Below are 19,712 nucleotides of genomic sequence, written 5' to 3'. Positions count from 1 at the left end.
GCTATGGCGGGATATCACTCAGCCCCGTCGCCGTCCGGCGGCGGTCTGGCAATGACGCGCATCAGCAAGCAGTTCTCGGGGATTTCCGCGCTGGACAACGTATCACTAACGGTTTGGCCGGGAGAAATTCTTGGCCTGATTGGGGAAAACGGCGCGGGGAAATCGACCTTAATCAAGGTACTGGCTGGGGTCTATGCCACAGACAGCGGCGAGATCGCTATCGATGGACAGCGGTTGACCGCCGTGACGCCAGCGGTTATTCACGCACACGGCATTCGTTTTATCCATCAGGAACTGCATCTGATTCCCCATTTTACCGTGGCGGAATCGGTGTTTCTCGGGCAGGAAATTGTGAGCCGCTGGCGAGGCGTTGATCGTCGGGCGATGCGGCGTGAAACGGAACAGTTTTTTCAACACACGTTCAATTTATCGATAGATGCCAACCAGCTGATTCGCGAGTTAAGTTTGGCGCAACGTAAACTGGTACAGATTGCGCGGGCACTGATTGATGGCAAGGCGCGGCTGGTAGTGTTTGATGAACCGACCGCGCCGCTGGAAGCGCGTGAAGCCGCGCAACTACTGCATACGCTCCAGACGTTGAAACAGCGCGGCATCGCTATTATCTATGTTTCCCACTATCTCAATGAAATTGCGGATATTTGCGATCGCGTCACGGTGTTACGCAATGGTAAGGGCGTGACGACGCTGGAAAATCCGGAGACGAAGGATATCGATGGAATGATTCGCCTGATGGTGGGACGGGAGATCGCCAGCCTGTTTGACGGAAAACGAAAGACAGAGAAAACTGAGACGCCTTTGCTACAGGTTGAACAACTCACGGATCGACAACATTTTCAGCCGATACGTTTTCAGGTGGCGGCGGGAGAAATCGTCGGCATAGCAGGGCTGTTGGGATCGGGGCGTGAGGCGCTGATTGATGCGCTTTATGGTATTTCACCCGCCCGTGAGGGACATATTGCGATTAATGGTCAGACGCTGCGACCCCGTTCTCCGGTACAGGTCATCGCACAGAAAATGGCGCTGGTGCCGCGCGATCGTCGTCATGACGGGCTGATTTTACCGCTATCGGTGGCGGACAATATCAATCTGGCTTCTTTACCTGCGGTAGCCTGGCGCGGTTGGCTGCGGCGTAAGAAAGCGGTAGCACAGGCGAATCATCTGGTGCAGGCGCTGGATATCCGGCCGTGCGATGTCAGTGTTCCTGTGCGCAATTTAAGCGGCGGCAACCAGCAGAAGGTGATACTGGCGCGCTGGCTAAAGACCGATACCCGGCTGTTTATTCTTGATGAACCGACGCTGGGCGTCGATATTGGCGCGAAAGCGGAAATTTATCAGCTTACCCGGCAACTCGTGGCAGAAGGGCGGGCCGTTATTGTCTCTTCCAGCGATGACGGCGAACTCCTGGGGCTTTGCGATCGCATTCTGGTGATGTGGCGCGGCGAACTCATCGCCGATGTGCCGACGGAACACCTCTCGCTGGATAGCCTGCTGGCGTTGACCAGCAGCGGCCGAATGCAGGAGGCGGTATGACTCGTGCCCTACAATCCCTCCGCTCGACGCCGCGTTTAGCCCGACTTTTCAATCATATTCCCTTACTGTTGTTTGCGGCGCTGCTGCTATCCCTCTGCTTGAGTGCGCCTTATTTTCTCAGTTGGCAAAATATCACCATTATTTTGCGGCAAAGCGCGCCGCTGGCGATCCTGTGCTTCGGGTTGGTCTGCGTCATTACGGGCGGCGGTGACGATGTTGTCTCCGGCGGTATCGATCTCTCGCTGCCCGCGATTGCGGTACTTGCCGTAGCGATAATCAGCGACGGTTTGACGAACGCGGATATCAGCTATTGGTGGTTGATTGTGTACGTGGTGGGGGCCGCGCTAGTGGCGGGCGCGGTGAATGCGGCGCTGGTGGTGGCGATTCGGCTACCGCCGCTGTTGGCGACATTAGCCTGTTCCTTAGCCGTTATCGGGCTCACTAATTTGCTGACCCAGCAGCGACGCATCAGCGTGAGCGATCCAGTGATTGTGGCGTTTCGTGATAGCACTCTGCTGGGTTTGCCGCTGGCGGTCTGGTTCATGCTGCTGGTCTTCCTCTTGTTTCAGTTTATCGTTCACCATAGCCGCTGGGGTCAGCATTTGCAGGCCGCTGGTGGAAACCGCGAAGCGGCGCACCTGTCGGGCATTTCCCACACGCCGCTGGTTATTGGTTCGTATCTGTTAGGCGCATTGGCGGCTGCGCTGGCCTCGCTGACGCTGGTGGCGCAAGGATCGGGCAGTTCTCCCGGCACGGCAGAACCGCTGTTACTGGAGATGGTACTGGCGACGTTTCTTGGCGCGGCGTTCTCTCGCCGTCGGGTGGTCACCATCTGGGGGGCATTGCTGGGCACGCTGCTGGTGAACGCCCTGTCGAACGGTCTGGCGCTGTTGCGAGTCGATATCTTCTGGGTCGGCGCGATTAAGGGCGTACTGATTCTGGTGGTGCTCGCCGCCGCCTCGCTACGCAGGCAAAGGAGTCACGCGTGAAACCTTCTTCTTTGGCGGCGCAGCCTGCGTTGCCGGACGGCAGACTGGGGCTGTCGTTCTTTATCCGCTATGGTTTTCTGGTCATTCTGCTGGCTTTTCTGGTGTTTTTCTCGCTGCAAAACCCGATATTTTTGACGTTAGGCAACTGGGGGAATCTGCTGCAAGGTAGCGCGGTGCTGTTGATTGTGGCGCTGGCCATGACGCTGGTGGTGACGGCCGGTGGGATCGATCTGTCGGTGGGCGTTGCACTGGACTTTGGCGCTGCCTTCGCGCTGGTGGCGCTCAAAGTCTATGGCCTGCCGTGGCAGGCTGCGGTATTGGCCGCGTTGGCGGGTGGTGCGCTGGTGGGGGTGGTTAATGCGGTGCTGATTATTCATTGTCGAATTAAGCCATTCTTGGCAACGCTGGGAACCTGGTTTATCGGCAGCAGTATTGAGCGCATTTACACCGAGGGTGGCGGGCCGATCGCTTATCGTCGGATGGCACCGCAGTACCACGAGCTGGCTGTGGGTGACCTGTGGGGTATTCCGGTGCCGATCGTGATTGTCGCGGTGCTGTGGTTTGCCTACTACCTGTTATTTGAACGGACGATTGCGGGTAAACGTATCCATGCGATGGGGTTGAATGCGCCAGCGGCGCTGATTGCCGGCGTTAACGTGCGGCGCACGATGTTCTGGCTGCTGATTGTCACGTCGGTGACGTGCGCCATCGGCGGCGTCGTGTTATCCGCCAATCTGCGTCAGTTTACCCCGCTGGCCGGACAGGCTTACCTGATGGACGCGATTGCCGCCGTTTTTATCGGTACCGCGTTTCATGCTCAGGGACGGCCCAACGTGACCGGGACGCTAATCGGTGTGCTGTTTCTCGGCATGATCGCCAACGGTTTGAACCTGATGGGGCTGAACTTCATCGTAAAAGATGCGCTGAGCGGCGTGATTTTAGTGCTGGCGCTGGCGCTTTCTTTCCTGCAAGGGCGGCTGCGTCAGCGGCAATAAATGTTCAAACATGAATAAAAAGCAGAACACAAATAAAAAACAGAACGTGAAGGAGTCAGCGTGAGTCAATTTGATGCAGTTTTTGTTGGATTAACCATTCTGGATGTCGCCGGTCGGCCAGTGACCGGTTTGCCTGAAGGCGGCGGCGTCCACTTTATTGACGAGATCCGCCTTAACCCTGCCGGGACGGCCAGCGGTGCGGCGATGAACGCCGCCAAACTAGGTATCCGCACGGCGACGGCGGCCTGCCTCGGTGAGGATGAAAAAGCCGATTTTATTCTGGCTGCCTATCGCAAATTGGGTATTGATTGCTCACTGGTGCAGCGAACGACGGCAGTATCGACCTCGGCGACGATTCTGACCATTCGCCCAGACGGTGAGCGCCCGGCGCTACACTATCGCGGTGCGTCAGATCACCTGTTCATCGACGATCAGGATTTTGACGCCGTGTGCAATGCGCGTTTCTTACACCACGGCGGTACAGGGCTGCTGGCGAAAATGGATCAGGGGCAGAGCGCGCGTCTGCTTCGCCACGCCAAAGCTAAAGGGCTGACGACCAGCTTCGACCTGATTGCACCGAATGCAGAGACGCTGTCGCTGCTGACACCGCTGCTGCCGGATGTGGATTACTTTATGCCGTCGCTGGAGGAGGCCGCGTTTATCTCCGGCCTGACTCAACCGGCAGAGATTGCGGCTTTCTTTCTCGATCGCGGCGTTGGCACCTGCATTTTCAAAGCGGGCGCGGCAGGGTCTTACGTGTTCAGCCAGGATGTCACGCTGCGCATTCCCGCCTACCGCGTGGCGGTATCGGATACCACGGGCTGCGGCGACAGCTACTGCGGCGGCTTTATTGCCGGTCTGGCGAAAGGCTGGGATCTGGAACAGGCCTGCCAGCTTGGTTCGGCAGTGTCTGGGCTGGTGGCTACCGGGCTGGGCTCCGATGCGGGCGTGATTGACTGGGAACACACGTTGACGTTTATGGCAGAAGCGCCTACCTATTAGGAAGTGCTGACCTACCAGGAGACGTTGACCTACTCGATCGGCGCTGCGTTTATTTCCATTCGTAAAGCAGTGGTTCGCTGCGAATGAACCGCTGTAGATCGGCGGCGATCATCGCGGTGTGTTTCACCAGCGTTTCTCGCGTCGCGCCAGCAATGTGCGGCGTGAGTACCACGTTATCAAATTCGGTAATAAACGGGTGATGACGCCAGAGTGGTTCGCTGTCATAAACGTCAAGTGCGGCACCTGCCAGCCACTTTTCGCGTAGTGCCGTGATCAGATCGGCTTCGACAACGACGGCGGCACGCGAGGTGTTGATCAGATAGGCATTGGGGCGCATGGTTCTGAGCCTGTCGAGGTTGACCAGCCCTTTGGTTTGCGGCGTGCTGTTCAGGTGCAGGCTGACGAAATCGGACTGCGAAAACAGCTCGTCCAGCGTGGTTTTGCGAATGCCCGGTTCGTCGATCTCTTCGGCGGCGACATAGGGATCGGCAATTAGCAGTTGCATACCGAAGGCGCGCGCCAGTTTCCCGACCCGATGACCAATGCTGCCATAGCCGATGATGCCGAGCGTCTTATTACGCAGTTCGCCGCCTTTGAACACTTCATACGGGCTGTGCTTGTCTACGTCCCACACCACATCCTGACGTAATCCGGCCTGCGTCTGTGTCGCGGTATGGGTTTCGCGCGTGAACTCACCGCGCTTTAGCGCACTATGCGCCTGAGGGATGTGGCGCGTGGCATTCAGCATCAGCGCCAGTGTTAATTCTGCGGCGGCATCGGCGTTGCGGCCGGGCGTGTAAAGAACCGGAATACCCCGGCGGCTCGCGGCCTCAACATCAATATTGACCGGGTTGGCGCGGGTACAGGCGATGAGCCGCAGGTGAGGGCAAGCCTCAATGACGCGGGCGGTAATATCGTCATAGCTGGTGACGATAACGTCGGCGTTCTCCGCCAGATGAATCAGCGCCGCTTCGCTCAGTTTGGGCTGACCGATAGCCCAGCCGTCTACCACCAACTCCCCCAGCGCCTGAAAGGCATCAAGGCTGCCGCCATATTCGGCGGTAAATACGATTTTCATGAGGCGATACTTTTCTGTGAGGTAGGAACCGTGTGCGAGTGTGCTGCGCTCTGATGGTCTAACGCACTAAGCGCCTGAGCCCGTGCCTGCCAGAGCGGCTGTAGCTGGTCGCGCAGTTGGCGAAAAACCGGAAACAGTATCTGATACTGCCGATGGGCGTTGGCATCGGGGAGAAACGTCGACGCCTGCGCGTTGGCGGCGGGAACCACGTTGGCACTTTCACCGACCGACAGGGCGGCAAGGCGAGCAGCACCGCATGCACTCAGTTCTTTGACCGAACTGGCGATTACCCGCCGTCCGGTGCAGTCCGCGATGATTTGTAGCCAAGTCGCTGAAGCCGCACCGCCACCAGCGATGTAGAGATCGCTGTGGGCAGGGTAGCCGCTGAGCGAATCGGTAATCGCGTAGGCGAGCCCCTCAAAGACCGCGCGCAGTAAATGCGCGTTCGTCGTGGATTGTTCGATACCAAAAAATCCCGCCCGTGCCGATGTGCTGTAAAACGGTGCGCGTTCACCATTAAGGTAAGGCTGATAGAAGACGCCGCCGCTGCCGGGTGGCACGCGAGAAATGCGGGCATTGATCGTCTGAAAATCGGCCTCGTCAGCTAATGTGCTCAACGCCCAGTCGATATTCGGCGTGCCGGACTGCATGGCGAACAGGTTGAGATAGTGGCCCGGCCAGGCGTGTGCGACAAACCGGGTTTGCAGGCTTACCTGCGTTAAACCACGGCACACAATGCCGGTACAGCAGGTGGTGCCGAGAATAGTGAAAATGTCGCCGTCGTGAATGGCGCCGATACCCAGTGCGGCGGCAGACACATCCAGTGCGCCTGCACAGACGGGGATTCCCGTGGGCAGACCTGTCAGCGCGGCGATGGCGTCGCTCAGCGTTCCGGCGATGTCATCGGGATAAAGCAACGGCGGAAAAAGCGGCCTAATCGACTGTAACTCCAGCTTATCCAGCACGGTTTTTGACAGCGTTTCGCTATGCAGATCCAGCAGCGATGTGCCAGCATCCGTCAGTTCCAGATTGGCTTGTCCCGTTAGCCGAAAGCGTACCCAGTCTTTGGCAAAAAAGAAGTAATCGGCCTCGTTCAGCGCGTCGGGCTGGTGTTGTAGTAGCCAGCGTAGCTGCTGCGCACTGTTACAAGGGAGCAGGGGAGAACCGGTTTCTGGAAAAAGCGTCGCTTCCAGATTCGGGCGCTGTTTAAGCTGATGAACCTGTTCCGCTGTCCGGGTATCGCTCCAGAGGATGGCCTGCCGAATGGGTTGCCCGTGGCGATCGCTCAACCAGACCCCTTCACCTTGTCCGGCCAGCCCGATGGCGCGCACACGACCTTGTTGTAGCCGCGGTGAAGCGGCCAGCGTTTTCAGGGTAGAGAGCACACCGTCCCACACATGGGACATCTCTTGCTCAGCGTAGCCGGGCTGCGGAGAGTAGGTGACGGTGTTGGCTGACGCAATCAGCAGTTCATTGAAATCGACATCGAATAGTACCGATTTGACCTTTGAGGTCCCGATATCAATGCCAATGTAGTAGTCCATCCACGCTGCCCCATAAAACCCGTATCAGCATCAGAGTAATGGAAAAATAGCGGTCGCTATATTCATAGAAATGCAAAGCAAAGCATCAATGCTGGAATAGCAAAGGGGTTGGAATCACGGAGGCGGTGCAACGGCGGAAAGGCCGCCATTGATGCGAAAAGTTACTCGGCGGGTTGAGACAGAATGGCGTCGAGCAGGCCGGGGAAGCGCTGTTGCATGTCGCTGCGGCGCAGTCGGTTGATGTGCGTGGTGCCGCTGTTGCTGGTATGCAGCAGGCCTGAATCGCGTAACACGCGAAAATGGTGCGACACGCTGGATTTCGGGCGACCGCCGTCGAGTTCGCTACACGTGGCTTCTTCTTGTACGGATAGACAGCGCACAATCGCCAGACGCAACGGATCGCTCAAGGCATACAGGACGCGCTCAAGAGTAAATTCTTCAGGAGAGGGGTGCTTAAAAGGTCTCATAAGCGAATTATAGCGATAGGGTTGTCTAAAATCCATTGTTCGATTAATATCGAAATATCGAAGTAACCAGACAAAGTAGGAAATGTGATGTCCGCACTGTTTCAACCCTTCAAACTGAAAGAAATTACGTTACGCAACCGCATTGCCGTTCCACCAATGTGTACCTATTCCGCGAATGATGGCCTGATCAACGAGTGGCATCAGGTGCATTATGCCTCACTGGCGCGCGGTGGTGCCGGGTTGGTTATCGTGGAAGCGACGGCTGTCGCACCTGAAGGTCGCATCACGCCGCACTGCACGGGTATCTGGAACGATGAGCAGGCGCAGGCGTTTGCCAAGGTGGCTAAATCCATTAAGGACGCTGGCTCCGTGCCGGGAATTCAGATTGCGCATGCTGGGCGTAAAGCCAGCGCGAATATTCCTTGGGAGGGTGATGACCACATTCCTGCGGGCGACTCACGCGGTTGGCAGACCATTGCTCCTTCGGCAGAAGCTTTCGGCGCGAATCTGTCCAAACAGCCGCAGGAAATGACGCTGGAAGATATCGCCCGCGTTCGCGATGATTTTGTCGCTGCGGCTCGCCGCGCGCTGGAAGCCGGGTTTGAATGGCTGGAGCTTCATTTTGCTCACGGCTATCTGGCACAGAGTTTCTTCTCCGTTCATTCCAACAAACGCAACGATCAGTACGGCGGCAGTTTTGACAACCGCAGCCGTTTTCTGCTGGAAACGCTGGCTGCCGTTCGCGACGTGTGGCCACAGCACCTGCCGCTGACCGCCCGTTTCGGCGTGATTGAATTTGACGGCCGTGATGAAGAAACCTTGCAGGAATCGATTGAACTGACGCGTCGCCTCAAAGCCGCAGGGCTGGATATGCTGAGCGTCAGCATTGGTTTTTCTACGCCGGCAGCCAACATTCCGTGGGCACCTGCCTTTATGGGACCGATTGCTAAACAGGTACGCGAGCAGGCCGATCTTCCTGTCTCTTCTGCCTGGGGCTTCGGCACGCCGGAACTGGCTGAACAGGCGGTGGCATCGGGTCAGTTGGATCTGGTGATGGTGGGTAAAGCGCATCTGGCGAACCCGCACTGGAGCTATCAGGCTGCCCGCGAACTGGGCATCGAACGCGCCTCGTGGACGCTCCCAGCGCCTTACGCCCACTGGCTGGAGCGTTATTAATCCCTGCAGACGATGACTGGCGGCGTTTGTTAGTTAAAACCACTGACAAACTTAAGCCAAATCGTATTGTTCATGGTATTTCTCCGCATGGCGTAAAAAATTATGCTGAGGTGAACATGAACGCCGAGTGAGCGACAGGACGTCGCGAAAGTCAGTGCCGCGTAGGGAACGCGTCACTGACGGCTCGAAAGGCGGACATGGGCACCGAAGGAACCGCGTTAGCGGCATAATTCCCGCCAAAAGCCTGGGTTCTTAGGGCGCCGGCGATTGGGCGCCCTAAGTCGGGCGTGGCATCAATGCCACAGAAAAACTCTGCTGCTTATCACGCACGAAACCTTGTCGCTTTCTTGCACTGGAATGTGTTCTGCATCAGCTAGGTTGTGTGCAGTTAACTCACTGCGTTCACATTCAGTGCCTGATACAGGTCATCAATCAGGTCCTGCACATTTTCAATTCCCACAGATAAACGCAGCAGCTGTGGTGTGATCCCTTTTTGTAGTCTTTTTTCCAACGGCACGGAAGCGTGGGTCATGGAGTAGGGCTGGCTAATCAGGCTTTCCACGCCGCCCAGACTCTCTGCCAGCGTAAATAGCCGCGTGCGCTTAATAACCTCACGCGCATAGTCCTCATCGCCCTTCAATCTCACAGAGATCATGCCACCAAAGCCTCGCATCTGCTGCTGTGCCAAGCCGTGCTGCGGGTGACTCGGTAGCCCCGGATAGTAAACCTGCTCGACCTGTGGCTGGAGTTCCAGCCAGTGCGCGAGTTGAAGGGCGCTCTGATTGTGACGTTCAATTCGCAGCGCCAGCGTGCGGATGCCACGCAGCGTTAGGAAGCTGCTGAATGGATCGAGTACGCCGCCGATGGCATTTTGCAGATAGGCAAGCTGTGACGCCAGTTCACTGTTCTTGCCGATGACCGCCAGCCCGGCAATCACGTCTGAATGACCGTTGAGGTACTTGGTGGCGGAGTGCACCACGATATCAAACCCGACATCCAGCGGACGCTGAATCGCCGGTGAAGCGAAGGTGTTATCTGCCACGCTAATGATCTGATGCTTTTTGGCGAGCGTGGCGATGGCCGCCAGATCGGCCAGTTTCAGCAGCGGGTTGGTTGGCGTTTCGACCCAGATCATTTTTGTCTGCGGTGTAATGGCGTGTTCCAGCGCGGTGAGATCGGCGGGGTCAACGTAGGTCACCTGCAATCCGGCGGTACGCTTGCGAACATTTTCTAACAGACGCCAGGTGCCGCCGTAGAGATCGTCCACGGCCACGATATGGCTACCGTGATCGAGCAGTTCCAGTAACGTTGAACTGGCAGCCAGACCGGAGGCAAAAGCAAATCCTCGCGTCCCACCTTCCAGTTCGGCAATCGCCGCCTCCAGTACCGCACGCGTCGGGTTGCCGCTGCGTGAATATTCGTAGCCGGTATGCTCACCGGGTGCGGGCTGGGCAAATGTGGAGGTTGCGTAAATCGCGGGCATAACCGCACCCGTGCTGTCCGGGGGATAGCCCGCGTGAACGGTTTGGGTATCGAATTGAGGCATGGTTCACATCCTAAGTGATAAGAAAAGAGAAGCGTGAGCAACGTATCAGCGGAGCGTTTGTCGCCAATGATTCAGAACATCCGTGCGCGTAATCAGGCCGAGAAAGCGATCGCCATCAAGGATCACCGCGACAAATCCCCGATCAAAGATGGTCAGCAGTTCATCAGGCGAGGCCTCTTTTGGCAGCGTTTCGACCTGATCGGACATCGCCTCGCGTGCCGTTAGTGAAAAATGCTGGGTATCGTTTTTGAGACTGTTGAGCAGATCCCACTCATCGATCACGCCGACGACGCGATCATTGTCCAATACGGGGAGTTGGGAGATGTCGTAGAGCCGCATACGGGCATGTACCACGCTGAGCGTGTCGTTGGGTGACACCGAAACCGTGGCACCTTCATCGTGGCGATAGGTGATGAGATCGCGCAGGTCACCGTGTGACGGGCGTGTGATAAGTCCTTTCTCAATCATCCAGTAATCGTTAAACATCTTGGACAGGTATTTGTTGCCGCTGTCGCAAACGAAAGTGACGACCCGCTTAGGCTCGGTTTGTGCCCGACAGTAGCGCAGGGCGGCGGCCAGTAACGTGCCGCTGGAGGAGCCAGCCAGCACGCCTTCCTTACGCAGCAGTTCCCGAGCGGTGTGGAAAGACTCGGCGTCATCAATCGCGTAAGCGTGGGTAACCTGAGTGAAATCGGCTAGTGCTGGCACGAAATCCTCGCCAATCCCCTCTACCAGCCAGCTTCCCGCCTCGCCATATTCGCCGCGCTGTAGGTAGTCCGTCAGAATCGAACCGGCGGGGTCGGCCAACACAAACGCAGTTTGCGGCGACACGTCGGCGAAGTAGCGGGTTAACCCGCCCAGCGTACCACCGGAACCTACGCCGACGGCGATAGCGTCAATCTGCTCTTCCATCTGCTGCCACAGTTCGGGACCCGTCGTGCGGTAGTGCGCCTCCAGATTGGCCGGATTATTAAACTGATCGATGTAGTACGCATCGGGCGTTTCCTCTGCCAGCCGACGGGCATAGTCCTGATAGTAATCAGGGTGACCTTTGGCGACGTCAGAGCGCGTAAGCCGCACTTCGGCACCGAGTGCCCGTAGATGAAAGATTTTCTCGCGGCTCATTTTGTCCGGCACCACCAGAATCAGGTGATACCCCTTCAGTGCGGCGACCAGTGCCAGGCCGAGTCCGGTATTGCCAGCGGTGGCTTCAACGATGGTGCCACCCGGCTTTAGCCAGCCCTGACGCTCGGCGTTTTCGATCATGGACAGCGCCACACGATCCTTAATCGAGCCGCCGGGATTCTGGTTTTCCAGTTTGACGAACAGTCGGCAGGGGCCGGTATCAAACCGGGTGAGCTCCAGCAGCGGCGTATGACCGATCAGGTCGAGAACGGTATCGGCACTTTTCATCGCATTTCACTCTGTTGAAAATGGTGGATGCCACATAGTAGATCTGCTGCGAATCGAAAATGAACGAAGTAAATCACCAAACAATATACATTTAAGTAATATAATATTCTGTTTGGCCGTAAGGATGTGCGGAGGCGTAGCGGTGCGGGCGTATAGACTGCCAGCGAAAGGCTTAATAAATCGCGTTGTGACAGCAAAACGCATTTCAAGGAAGAGATAAGATTTCGTGCGTGATAAACAGCGGCATTTTTCTGTAACACTGATGCCATGCCCGACGTAGGGCGTTTAGTCGCCAGCGGCCTAAGAACCCAGACTTTTGGCGGGAATTATGCCGATAGCGCGGTTCTTTCGGTGCTTATACCCGCTTTTCGAGCCGTCAGTGACGCGTTCCTGATGTGTTAGATCTGAGCTGGCACCTTCGTTTCTCTGAATTATTCCTAATCCGACAGACTGCTTCTGCCAAAAGCGGATGTTGCAAATAACTGCATGTGTTACTTGGGCTGTTTTACGTCTATGTCGGCATGATCCAACTGAACGTTAGGTTGCTGGAACAAAATGCTTCTTAAGTTCTTAAATGCACCGTCTACGATTTCATCTCTGGATTTCTGCGGCAGGGCCCAAGTGCAAATACCATAGACCACAACAGCAAAGGTTATGGTTGCAAATATGCTTGCAAATCCATTCCAGTACCATCCTAATGAACGTGACACACGACCCCGTTTGCGAGCTTGGGTAAGTTCTACCATGCGATGAAAATTTAGAATAGCGTTCTCTTCAGCCTTTCTTAACTCATTCTCACGAGACGCCTTCATCGTCTGTATTTCACTCTCAAGACGCTTTATTTCTTCATCTTGCAAGTTGGCACTGGCTAACTGTGCGTCGTATTCTAGACGAATATCCGTATCTATTTGATCCGTTAAATTTCGTACAATAGCTTCAGCTCTTTCCTTGTAAGAGTCGATTCTCGCCTGTGATTTTGCTGTTTGTTCGTGAAAGATCTTCAACTGGGCATTAATTTCATCTACATCATGCTCACCGCTCTTACGAAGCTCTTCTGCATATTCATTTTTTTCATGTTTGTATATCGAATAAGCCAAAAAACCATAGGTGTCATCTTTCCCAGATACTAGTTGAGTAAAAACCCAGCGCTTTTCCATTTGATTTTTCCGCAATAAAAAAGCGCCAAAAGGCGCTTTAATTAAATAATTGTAATTAGGCTTTAGTCGTCGCAGCGCGGAAAGCACGATCCATCATTGTTCTTGGGTCATTTGCTAATGTTGATACTGTGTGATCTGAAGCAGTCTGCTGTGGCCTAGAGGTGCTGGGTTGCGCCAATGCGCTACGAACAATGTCAGCTTTGCGGTTTTCTGACAGCGGTCGAAGTTCATATTTAGCCATTAATCCCCCTCATATATCCAACGGTTATCCACAAGACAAATTCTGTTAAACATCCTGTGGATAGTTTATCACAGCTACCATTAAACGCCACGTTTTGAATTGTCAAGGCCTTATATTGGCTTTAGTACTATATGATGTGCATAGAATGAAGTTTTGAGCTAGATATTGTGGGTATGCGCTAGTTTTAACAAATCCCGCTTTTGAGCAGGGGATTGCCATCAGAGTTGCCAGTGAGCTTGTATCTTTTTGAGCAAACCAATGTAGGTGTTTCGCATGATGAAGAAAGCGCCATGTATGCAAGTTGATGACTAGGCCAAGGCCATAGCGTTTGTCTGTGATTTCAGTATTGTATTTTCGACCTGTTAAGCGGAACATGAGATGTCTTTCAGTGCCGTCTGGTTTTTTGGCTTCGATGTACGACCAATAGTCGGTATTACCTATAAAGCTGTCACATAAAAATTCATAGGTAGGCATAAGATCTTCTGTGTCTAGATTTTTAGTCAACCTTTGTAGCGTTGTCATAATATTTGTCCGAACCAATACATTACCAACGCGGCACAGACTGTCGGGATATCCCTTGCATCGTCGCTGTTATCACGACGATGCACCTCAATCACTGCGCATGCAAATACGCCTCATACCAGCGGCTGAGTTGTTCGGTCACCGGGCGGTGTTCGGCGTTAAACGGGCGACCATCCAGCGCTTTTACCGGGGTGATGCCCGCCAGCGTGCCGGTGACGAAAGCTTCATCGGCGGTGAGGGCTTCTGCCAGCGTAAAATCCTGAGTCCTGACCTTGAGCCCGTTGGCCTGCGCGAGAGTGATAAGGGTCTGGCGGGTAATGCCGTTGAAGCAGTAACGTCCTGATGATGTCCACAGTTCACCGCGGCGGACGATAAAAAAGTTGGTGGAGTTACAACTGGCGACAAAGCCGTGCGGGTCTAGCATCAGCGCCTCATCGGCACCGGCCTGCAACGCCTGTAGCAGTGCCTGAATAAGATTAAGTCGGCTGTGCGAATTCAGCCGCAGATCGAAGACGTCTGGCGTGCTGGTGCGGTAGGTGGAAGTAAACAGCGTCAGTCCGCGCTTTTTCGCTGCTGTATCGACGACCTTATACTCCGCCACGCACACGAGGGTTGCGCCGCCGATGATGAAGCGGGGATCCTGATTCGGGGTATGCTTTTTCCCACGGGTAATCATCAGGCGGATATGCGCGCCATCGGTCATGCCGTTGACGGCCAATGTCTTGTAGAGAATATCGGTCAGCGCCTCCCGGCTATGGCCGATATCTAACTGGATCGTGGCGGCACCCTCAAACAGGCGATCGAGATGCGCCTCCAGCGCGATCAGACGGCCGTTAACCAAACGCAGGCCTTCCCATACGCCGTCGCCGCACACGTAGCCGGAATCAAAAATCGACACCACCGCGTTATCGCGATGAACAAACTCCCCATTTACATACACCTGTACGTCGTTGTTACGTGGATCTTGCAAATAAGCCTGACTGCTCTGGCTGGATAATGTGGGTTGCATCGTGCTGTTCCTGAATGTGAATGATGAGCTAAAAGGATCGCTCGGCAAAGCGCGCAAGGAAGGCTTGCGTGCGCGGCTGCTGTGGATTTTTGAGCACCTGTTCGGCGCTGCCCATTTCATGGATCACGCCATTCTCGATAAAGATGACGCGGTCGGCGAAGTGATAGGCAAATCCCAGTTCGTGGGTGACCAGCAGCAGCGTGCGACCTTCCTCCGCGAGCGCCCGAATGGTGTGCAACACTTCGCCCACCAGTTCTGGATCCAGTGATGATGTGGGTTCATCGAACAGCATGATCTCTGGCGACATCGCCAGCGCACGGGCAATCGCCACGCGCTGCTGTTGCCCACCGGACAGGCTGGCGGGGCGAGCGTCTTGCTTGTTGCCCAATCCAACCTTTTCCAACTGTGCCTTGGCGATGTTATCCGCTTCATGCCGTGGCATTTTCTTTACCGACAGCAGTGCTTCACGCACATTCTCCAGCACGGTCAGGTGGGGAAACAGATTGAACTGCTGAAACACCATCCCTACGCGTTCCCGCACGGCGCAAAGCTGCTTTTCCGGGTAATCACGCTGGCCTTTGGCATCCGTTTTCCCCAGAACCACACCATCCAGTTCGATGGTGCCAGCGCTGGGGATCTCCATGAAATTCAGGCAGCGCAGCAGCGTACTTTTCCCCGAGCCGCTGCCGCCGATGATGGCAATTTTTTCGCCGCGTCGTACATCCAGATCGATGCCTTTCAATACCTCAACGGCACCGAAGCGCTTCTGGAGTCCGCGAATGCGCAGAACGACATCCTCATTCAGGTCTATATCTTCACGCAGAACGTTATCTTCACTCATAGCAATCCTGTGTCGCTGTCAGGCTAGGGGGTGGAACGGAAACGACGTTCAAGTCGTGCGGCAAGGTAGCTCCCCGGCCAGATCAAAACGAAATAGAGCAGCGCCACCACCGTCAGGATTTCCAGCGGACGATAATAGGTGCTGCTCAGCAGTCGCCCTTGGTACATCAGTTCGTTGACGGCCAGTATGGAAGCCAGCGAGGTGACTTTAGCCAGCTCGATCATCCGGTTGGTTAAGGCAGGCAGCATGTTGCGCAGTACCTGAGGCAGAACCACACGCCGCAAAATGACCGAGTGACGCATCCCCAGCGCTTTCGCGCCCTCCCATTGCCCGTGGTCGATGGATTGCAGTCCAGCACGGAAAATCTCCGTACAGTACGCCGCGCTATACAGCGTCAGGGCTAGTGCGGCGGCGCCGAACGTACTGAATTGCAAACCAACCAGAACCGGAAAGGCGTAATAGAACCAGATCAGTTGGATCAGAACGGGCGTATTACGGAATATTTCGACAAAAAGTCTGGCGGGCAATGACAGCCAGCGCTTGCCAAATACGCGAAACAGACCGAGAACCAGCCCCAGCGCGGTGCCCAGCACGCCGGCCAGCAGCCAGAGTTCGAGCGTGACGCCAAGGCCCTTCAGCAGCACGGGAATGTTGTGCCAGACCAGCGAGAAATCCCATTGATAATGCATGCTGTTCCTTACGCGAGCCGACGGTCTGCCAGTGACAGCCGTTTCTCAATATGTTGACTGAACAGGCTAATCAGCAGCAGCAGGGTGAAATACATCACCGCCACCAGACTGTAGACCTCAAGCGGTCGGTAGGTTTGGCTGTTGATCTGCATCGCCTGATAAAGCAGTTCGCTATAGGCCAGTGATGACGCCAGCGACGTGGATTTGATGAGTTCAAACGAACGCTCAATAAAAGGCGGGATCATCCGGCGCAGCGCCTGCGGGAGAATAACCCGACGCAGCGCCGTTGATTTCGACATGCCCAGCGCTTTGGCCCCTTCCCATTGCCCCGTGTGAATAGAGGAGATCGCGCCACGGTAAACTTCGGCATAGAAGGCACCGGACTGTGCGGACAACGCGATCACGGCAGCGGTGAAAGGCGAAAACGTTAACGGCGTAATGACGGGCAGGGCATAGTAAATCCAGAAAAAATGTACCAGCGCGGGCGTATTACGATAAAAACCAATCAACATTGCGGCGGGTAGGCGCAACAGCCGTCGGTGCGACATTTTCATCGCAGCGAGCACCATGCCAGCGACCATACCGATCAGGATGCTGGTTGCACCGAGCTTTATCGTTCCCCATAGCCCTTCCAGCAATAGCTGGTGATAGGGCCAGATGGCGGAAAAATCCCACTGATACGACATAGAAATAGCGCCCCTGGAAACCTTGTAATTAGGAATATATGTTTCTTATTTTGTTAGAACCTATGCATCTTAGCAGGTCGAAAAAATGATAAATAAATAATAAAACGTGGTGCTAATATTCCTTTTATGTATAACAAATGACGATTTTTCGATGACTCACTCTGCCGTATTACCTCTGACGCTGCGTCTGGCGACCTTTGCTCATCGGTTGACGATTCAGGACATTCCCGCGGCGTTAAGACGAAAAATCGTGCTGCATTTTATCGACAGCCTCGGCTGCGGCATTGCAGGCGCACATAGTCAGGTGGTGCGGGATTGCGCGCGCGTCACCCGCCTGCACTATGCGGCGGGTAACAGCCCAATAGTGGATGGCGGCGCGCCGTTGGCTGCCATCGGCGCGGCGTTTTTGAATGCGGCGGCGATCAATGCGTTGGATTACGACGACGGCTATGAAGTTGCCGGACGCGGCATGGGGCACCCCGGTGCCACGCTGGTTGCCGCCGCGCTGGCAGCATTAGGAACGCGCCCGATCGACGGCGAAACGCTGATTTGTGCGCTGGCTGCGGCGTATGAAATTAATGGCCGGATCATTCAGTCTCAGCAGCCGAGTCCGGCGCGTTTTCAGCAGATCTATGGCGTGTGCCAGCACGAATCTGTGGGCGCGGCAGTAGCCTACGGATTACTGACGGGGTGCGATGCCGAAGGGTTAGAGAACGCTATAGGGCTGGCGGCCTCGCTGACGCCGTTGCCCAGCTTGCACAAATACAACTGGCAGCAGCGGCCGCTGGTTTCCTTCAAGGATTACAACGCCCCTGCGGCGGAAGCGGGTGTTCGTGGCGTTGAGCTACACCACGCAGGCATAATCGGCCCAAGGGACGTGCTGTCCGGCGATCAGGGATTCTGGCGCATGATGGGATCTGACCGTTTTGATGCGTCGCTATTACTGACCGGATTGGGAGATCAGTGGGCTATCCAGCACGCCAGTTTCAAAGCGTATCCGACCTGTCGCTGGATACATACCGCGCTGGAATCCTTCGAACGTATACAGCACGAGCTGACGCTATCACCGCAGGACATCGATGTGATTCTCGTCAAAGGTAGCCAGAGGCTGGCCGCTGATTTTATGGATAGGCGACCGCAAAATGAAACGGATGCACAGTTCAGCCTGCCGTTTGCGCTGGCCTGTCTTGCCTATCGAATTCCGCGCCATTGCTGGAGTGCAGATGATACTTTAGCCAGCCCGGTGCTTCAGGCGCTGGCCGATAAGGTTCAGGTTGAGGTGTCGCCCGAGCTTGACCGGCTTATGGCGCAGGAACGTCGTCCGGTGTTGCAGGTTGATGTCGTCACGCGGGGTCACGTTGTGGTGGGGGAGCGCATTGCGTTTCCGCTGGGGGGCGCGGAACATCCGTTAGCGGAAAGCCGCATCATGGCGAAATTTACTGAGAATCTATCGTCACGGATTGCCCCAATAAATGTTGCAGAGGCAACGGCGGCGTTATCCGAACTTGAACAATGTCAGAATGTCGCCGCGCTGCTGACCCCGCTAATGGGGGTGTCCTGAATCCGTTCAGGACCGTTCTGTTGTCTGATGCCAATTATTTCCAGTCTTCTTTAATGACCGATGGCACTTTGCTGACGTCCACGCCGCGCAGTTTGAGCGCCTGCTCATAGTAGTGCTGCGTCTTACCGGATTTATACAATTTGGCAAATTCGTCATTCAGGAAATTATGGAAGGTCTGGTCGGTTTCTTTACGGATGGCTCCGCTGGTGCTGACCTCAATAATCGGCTTTGGCAGAACCAAATTGCCTTTGCCGACTTTAGCCTGTTGCAGCGCCAGAGCGGGATGGAAGTAAGATAGCGCATCGACGCGACCGGCATAAAACGCGGCGACGCCTTCATCCATATTCGGGAAACGTACCAACTGTGCCTTGGGCAGACGTTTGGTCAGAATCAGGTCTGGGCTGGAACCCAATGTAACGCCAATCTTAACATCTTCACGATTGAGGTCGTCCCAGTTGGTGACGGCAATGCCGTCGCGAATCAACACGCCTTGTGCATACCAAAAGAAAGGCTGCTCAGGAAAATCGACCGCTTTCTTCCGCTCTTCCGTTGGATCGAGCACCAGCATGGTATCGATCTGGCCCGTTTGTAAGGCAGCAATCGCGTTACCCCAGGTGGTTTCTACCGTCACCAATTTCACGCCAAGATCGTTGGCTAACTCTTTGCCGATGTTATAGCCGATGCCGTCCCATTCTCCGGTCGACGGATTTTTAAAATACCACGGCTCACCCTGTGCCACGCCGATGCGTAATTCTCCGGTTTGTTTGATGTGTTGCCACGTTGAGGGCTGTGTTTCCGCAGCCTGACTGAAAAAGGCGGCGCTAACCAGCGTCATCGCCATGAATACCTGGTGAAGAGAACGTTTCATAATCATTACCCTGATGAGTGAATTTTAATCGAGGCGATATATTTCGCTCATGCAGAGTAGCGAAATACTTATAGCTAAATTAGTCTTTTTCGGCTTATCTCATTCCAGATAAATATAAGTATTGGCTGGGTAGGAGAGGATGTTATCGCGCCGCCTGTTGTCGCACAGGGGCGTCTTGTATGGGGTTGTTCCGTTTCTCTAGTTGTTTAGTCGATGGGTTGTTCCGCTATTTTCTGTACTTTTTGCACGGCACAGGGCATAGCAATCTTTTCGCTATGCTTTTTAATAATTGGCAGTTTACCGATTTGCGCAAATCAGGATTAATGCAGAAAAGGAAAGGTCAGTTTTTTATAGCGTGCTTTATTTATCGAGGATTC

The 19,712-nt window shown here is 55.1% G+C and carries 18 protein-coding genes; 6 read left to right on the top strand and 12 right to left on the bottom strand.

All coding sequences use genetic code 11. The features are described 5' to 3' along the window. The first annotated feature begins 3 nt into the window (after positions 1-3). Genes AACH44_RS13070 through AACH44_RS13055 form a run of 4 tightly spaced genes read left to right on the top strand, consistent with a single transcriptional unit; the run spans position 4 to position 4,537 of the window. A complete protein-coding gene (locus AACH44_RS13070) occupies positions 4-1,551 on the top strand; it encodes a sugar ABC transporter ATP-binding protein (RefSeq protein WP_338659269.1) in 1,548 nt (515 codons plus the stop codon). Beyond that, positions 1,548-2,540, top strand: coding sequence for an ABC transporter permease (locus AACH44_RS13065; protein WP_338659268.1), 993 nt, complete (start codon positions 1,548-1,550; stop codon positions 2,538-2,540). Before AACH44_RS13070 ends, AACH44_RS13065 begins: the two co-directional genes overlap by 4 nt. Further along, positions 2,537-3,535 carry an ABC transporter permease gene (locus tag AACH44_RS13060; RefSeq protein WP_261848026.1) on the top strand — a complete coding sequence of 333 codons (999 nt, stop codon included), beginning with the start codon at positions 2,537-2,539 and terminating at the stop codon, positions 3,533-3,535. The genes AACH44_RS13065 and AACH44_RS13060 overlap by 4 nt, the downstream gene beginning before the upstream one ends. A gap of 60 nt (positions 3,536-3,595) precedes the next feature. After that, a complete protein-coding gene (locus tag AACH44_RS13055; RefSeq protein ID WP_261848027.1) occupies positions 3,596-4,537 on the top strand; it encodes a carbohydrate kinase family protein in 942 nt (313 codons plus the stop codon). A gap of 49 nt (positions 4,538-4,586) precedes the next feature. Here the strand turns inward: AACH44_RS13055 and AACH44_RS13050 are convergent, their stop codons facing one another. From AACH44_RS13050 to AACH44_RS13040, 3 genes are all read right to left on the bottom strand, one after another. Then, positions 4,587-5,615: a 2-hydroxyacid dehydrogenase gene (locus AACH44_RS13050; protein ID WP_261848028.1), complete on the bottom strand. Its 1,029-nt coding sequence runs from the start codon at positions 5,613-5,615 to the stop codon at positions 4,587-4,589. Continuing rightward, a complete protein-coding gene (locus AACH44_RS13045) occupies positions 5,612-7,159 on the bottom strand; it encodes an FGGY-family carbohydrate kinase (protein WP_261848029.1) in 1,548 nt (515 codons plus the stop codon). The genes AACH44_RS13050 and AACH44_RS13045 overlap by 4 nt, the downstream gene beginning before the upstream one ends. A 161-nt stretch (positions 7,160-7,320) precedes the next feature. After that, positions 7,321-7,626 carry an ArsR/SmtB family transcription factor gene (locus AACH44_RS13040; protein WP_261848030.1) on the bottom strand — a complete coding sequence of 102 codons (306 nt, stop codon included), beginning with the start codon at positions 7,624-7,626 and terminating at the stop codon, positions 7,321-7,323. A gap of 87 nt (positions 7,627-7,713) precedes the next feature. On the opposite strand from AACH44_RS13040, the gene AACH44_RS13035 reads away from it, so the two are divergent. Then, positions 7,714-8,802, top strand: coding sequence for an NADH:flavin oxidoreductase/NADH oxidase (locus tag AACH44_RS13035; protein ID WP_261848031.1), 1,089 nt, complete (start codon positions 7,714-7,716; stop codon positions 8,800-8,802). 388 nt (positions 8,803-9,190) lie between these two features. On the opposite strand, the gene AACH44_RS13030 is transcribed toward AACH44_RS13035, so the two are convergent. From AACH44_RS13030 to AACH44_RS12995, 8 genes are all read right to left on the bottom strand, one after another. Beyond that, positions 9,191-10,348, bottom strand: a complete 1,158-nt coding sequence (locus AACH44_RS13030; protein ID WP_261848032.1) for a trans-sulfuration enzyme family protein — start codon at positions 10,346-10,348, stop codon at positions 9,191-9,193. A 45-nt stretch (positions 10,349-10,393) separates the two neighbouring features. Next, positions 10,394-11,761, bottom strand: a complete 1,368-nt coding sequence (locus AACH44_RS13025) for a pyridoxal-phosphate dependent enzyme (RefSeq protein ID WP_261848033.1) — start codon at positions 11,759-11,761, stop codon at positions 10,394-10,396. Between the two features lie 491 nt (positions 11,762-12,252). Continuing rightward, the gene (locus AACH44_RS13020; protein WP_338659267.1) at positions 12,253-13,005 is read right to left on the bottom strand and encodes a hypothetical protein; all 753 of its coding nucleotides are present in this window, start codon (positions 13,003-13,005) and stop codon (positions 12,253-12,255) included. 256 nt (positions 13,006-13,261) lie between these two features. Further along, positions 13,262-13,681, bottom strand: coding sequence for a hypothetical protein (locus tag AACH44_RS13015; RefSeq protein ID WP_261848035.1), 420 nt, complete (start codon positions 13,679-13,681; stop codon positions 13,262-13,264). A gap of 91 nt (positions 13,682-13,772) precedes the next feature. Beyond that, entirely contained in the window at positions 13,773-14,690 is a 918-nt protein-coding gene (locus AACH44_RS13010; protein ID WP_261848036.1) for an aminotransferase class IV, read from the bottom strand. Positions 14,691-14,718: 28 nt separating this feature from the next. Further along, positions 14,719-15,531 (bottom strand): amino acid ABC transporter ATP-binding protein, encoded by an 813-nt coding sequence (locus AACH44_RS13005; RefSeq protein ID WP_261848037.1) that lies wholly within the window; start codon positions 15,529-15,531, stop codon positions 14,719-14,721. A gap of 23 nt (positions 15,532-15,554) precedes the next feature. Then, positions 15,555-16,220 carry an amino acid ABC transporter permease gene (locus tag AACH44_RS13000; RefSeq protein ID WP_161529359.1) on the bottom strand — a complete coding sequence of 222 codons (666 nt, stop codon included), beginning with the start codon at positions 16,218-16,220 and terminating at the stop codon, positions 15,555-15,557. Positions 16,221-16,228: 8 nt separating this feature from the next. Next, the gene (locus AACH44_RS12995; RefSeq protein ID WP_261848038.1) at positions 16,229-16,906 is read right to left on the bottom strand and encodes an amino acid ABC transporter permease; all 678 of its coding nucleotides are present in this window, start codon (positions 16,904-16,906) and stop codon (positions 16,229-16,231) included. A gap of 151 nt (positions 16,907-17,057) precedes the next feature. On the opposite strand from AACH44_RS12995, the gene AACH44_RS12990 reads away from it, so the two are divergent. Further along, on the top strand, positions 17,058-18,467 hold the full coding sequence (locus AACH44_RS12990) for an MmgE/PrpD family protein (RefSeq protein WP_261848039.1): 1,410 nt from the start codon (positions 17,058-17,060) through the stop codon (positions 18,465-18,467). 34 nt (positions 18,468-18,501) lie between these two features. On the opposite strand, the gene AACH44_RS12985 is transcribed toward AACH44_RS12990, so the two are convergent. After that, positions 18,502-19,335: a transporter substrate-binding domain-containing protein gene (locus AACH44_RS12985; protein ID WP_261848040.1), complete on the bottom strand. Its 834-nt coding sequence runs from the start codon at positions 19,333-19,335 to the stop codon at positions 18,502-18,504. Between the last annotated feature and the right edge of the window lie 377 nt (positions 19,336-19,712).

It is taken from the genome of Pectobacterium araliae, assembly GCF_037076465.1.
Taxonomy (GTDB): Bacteria; Pseudomonadota; Gammaproteobacteria; order Enterobacterales; family Enterobacteriaceae; genus Pectobacterium; species Pectobacterium araliae.
Note: the sequence above shows the minus strand (reverse complement) of the source record. Positions and strands in the feature narration are given on the sequence as shown.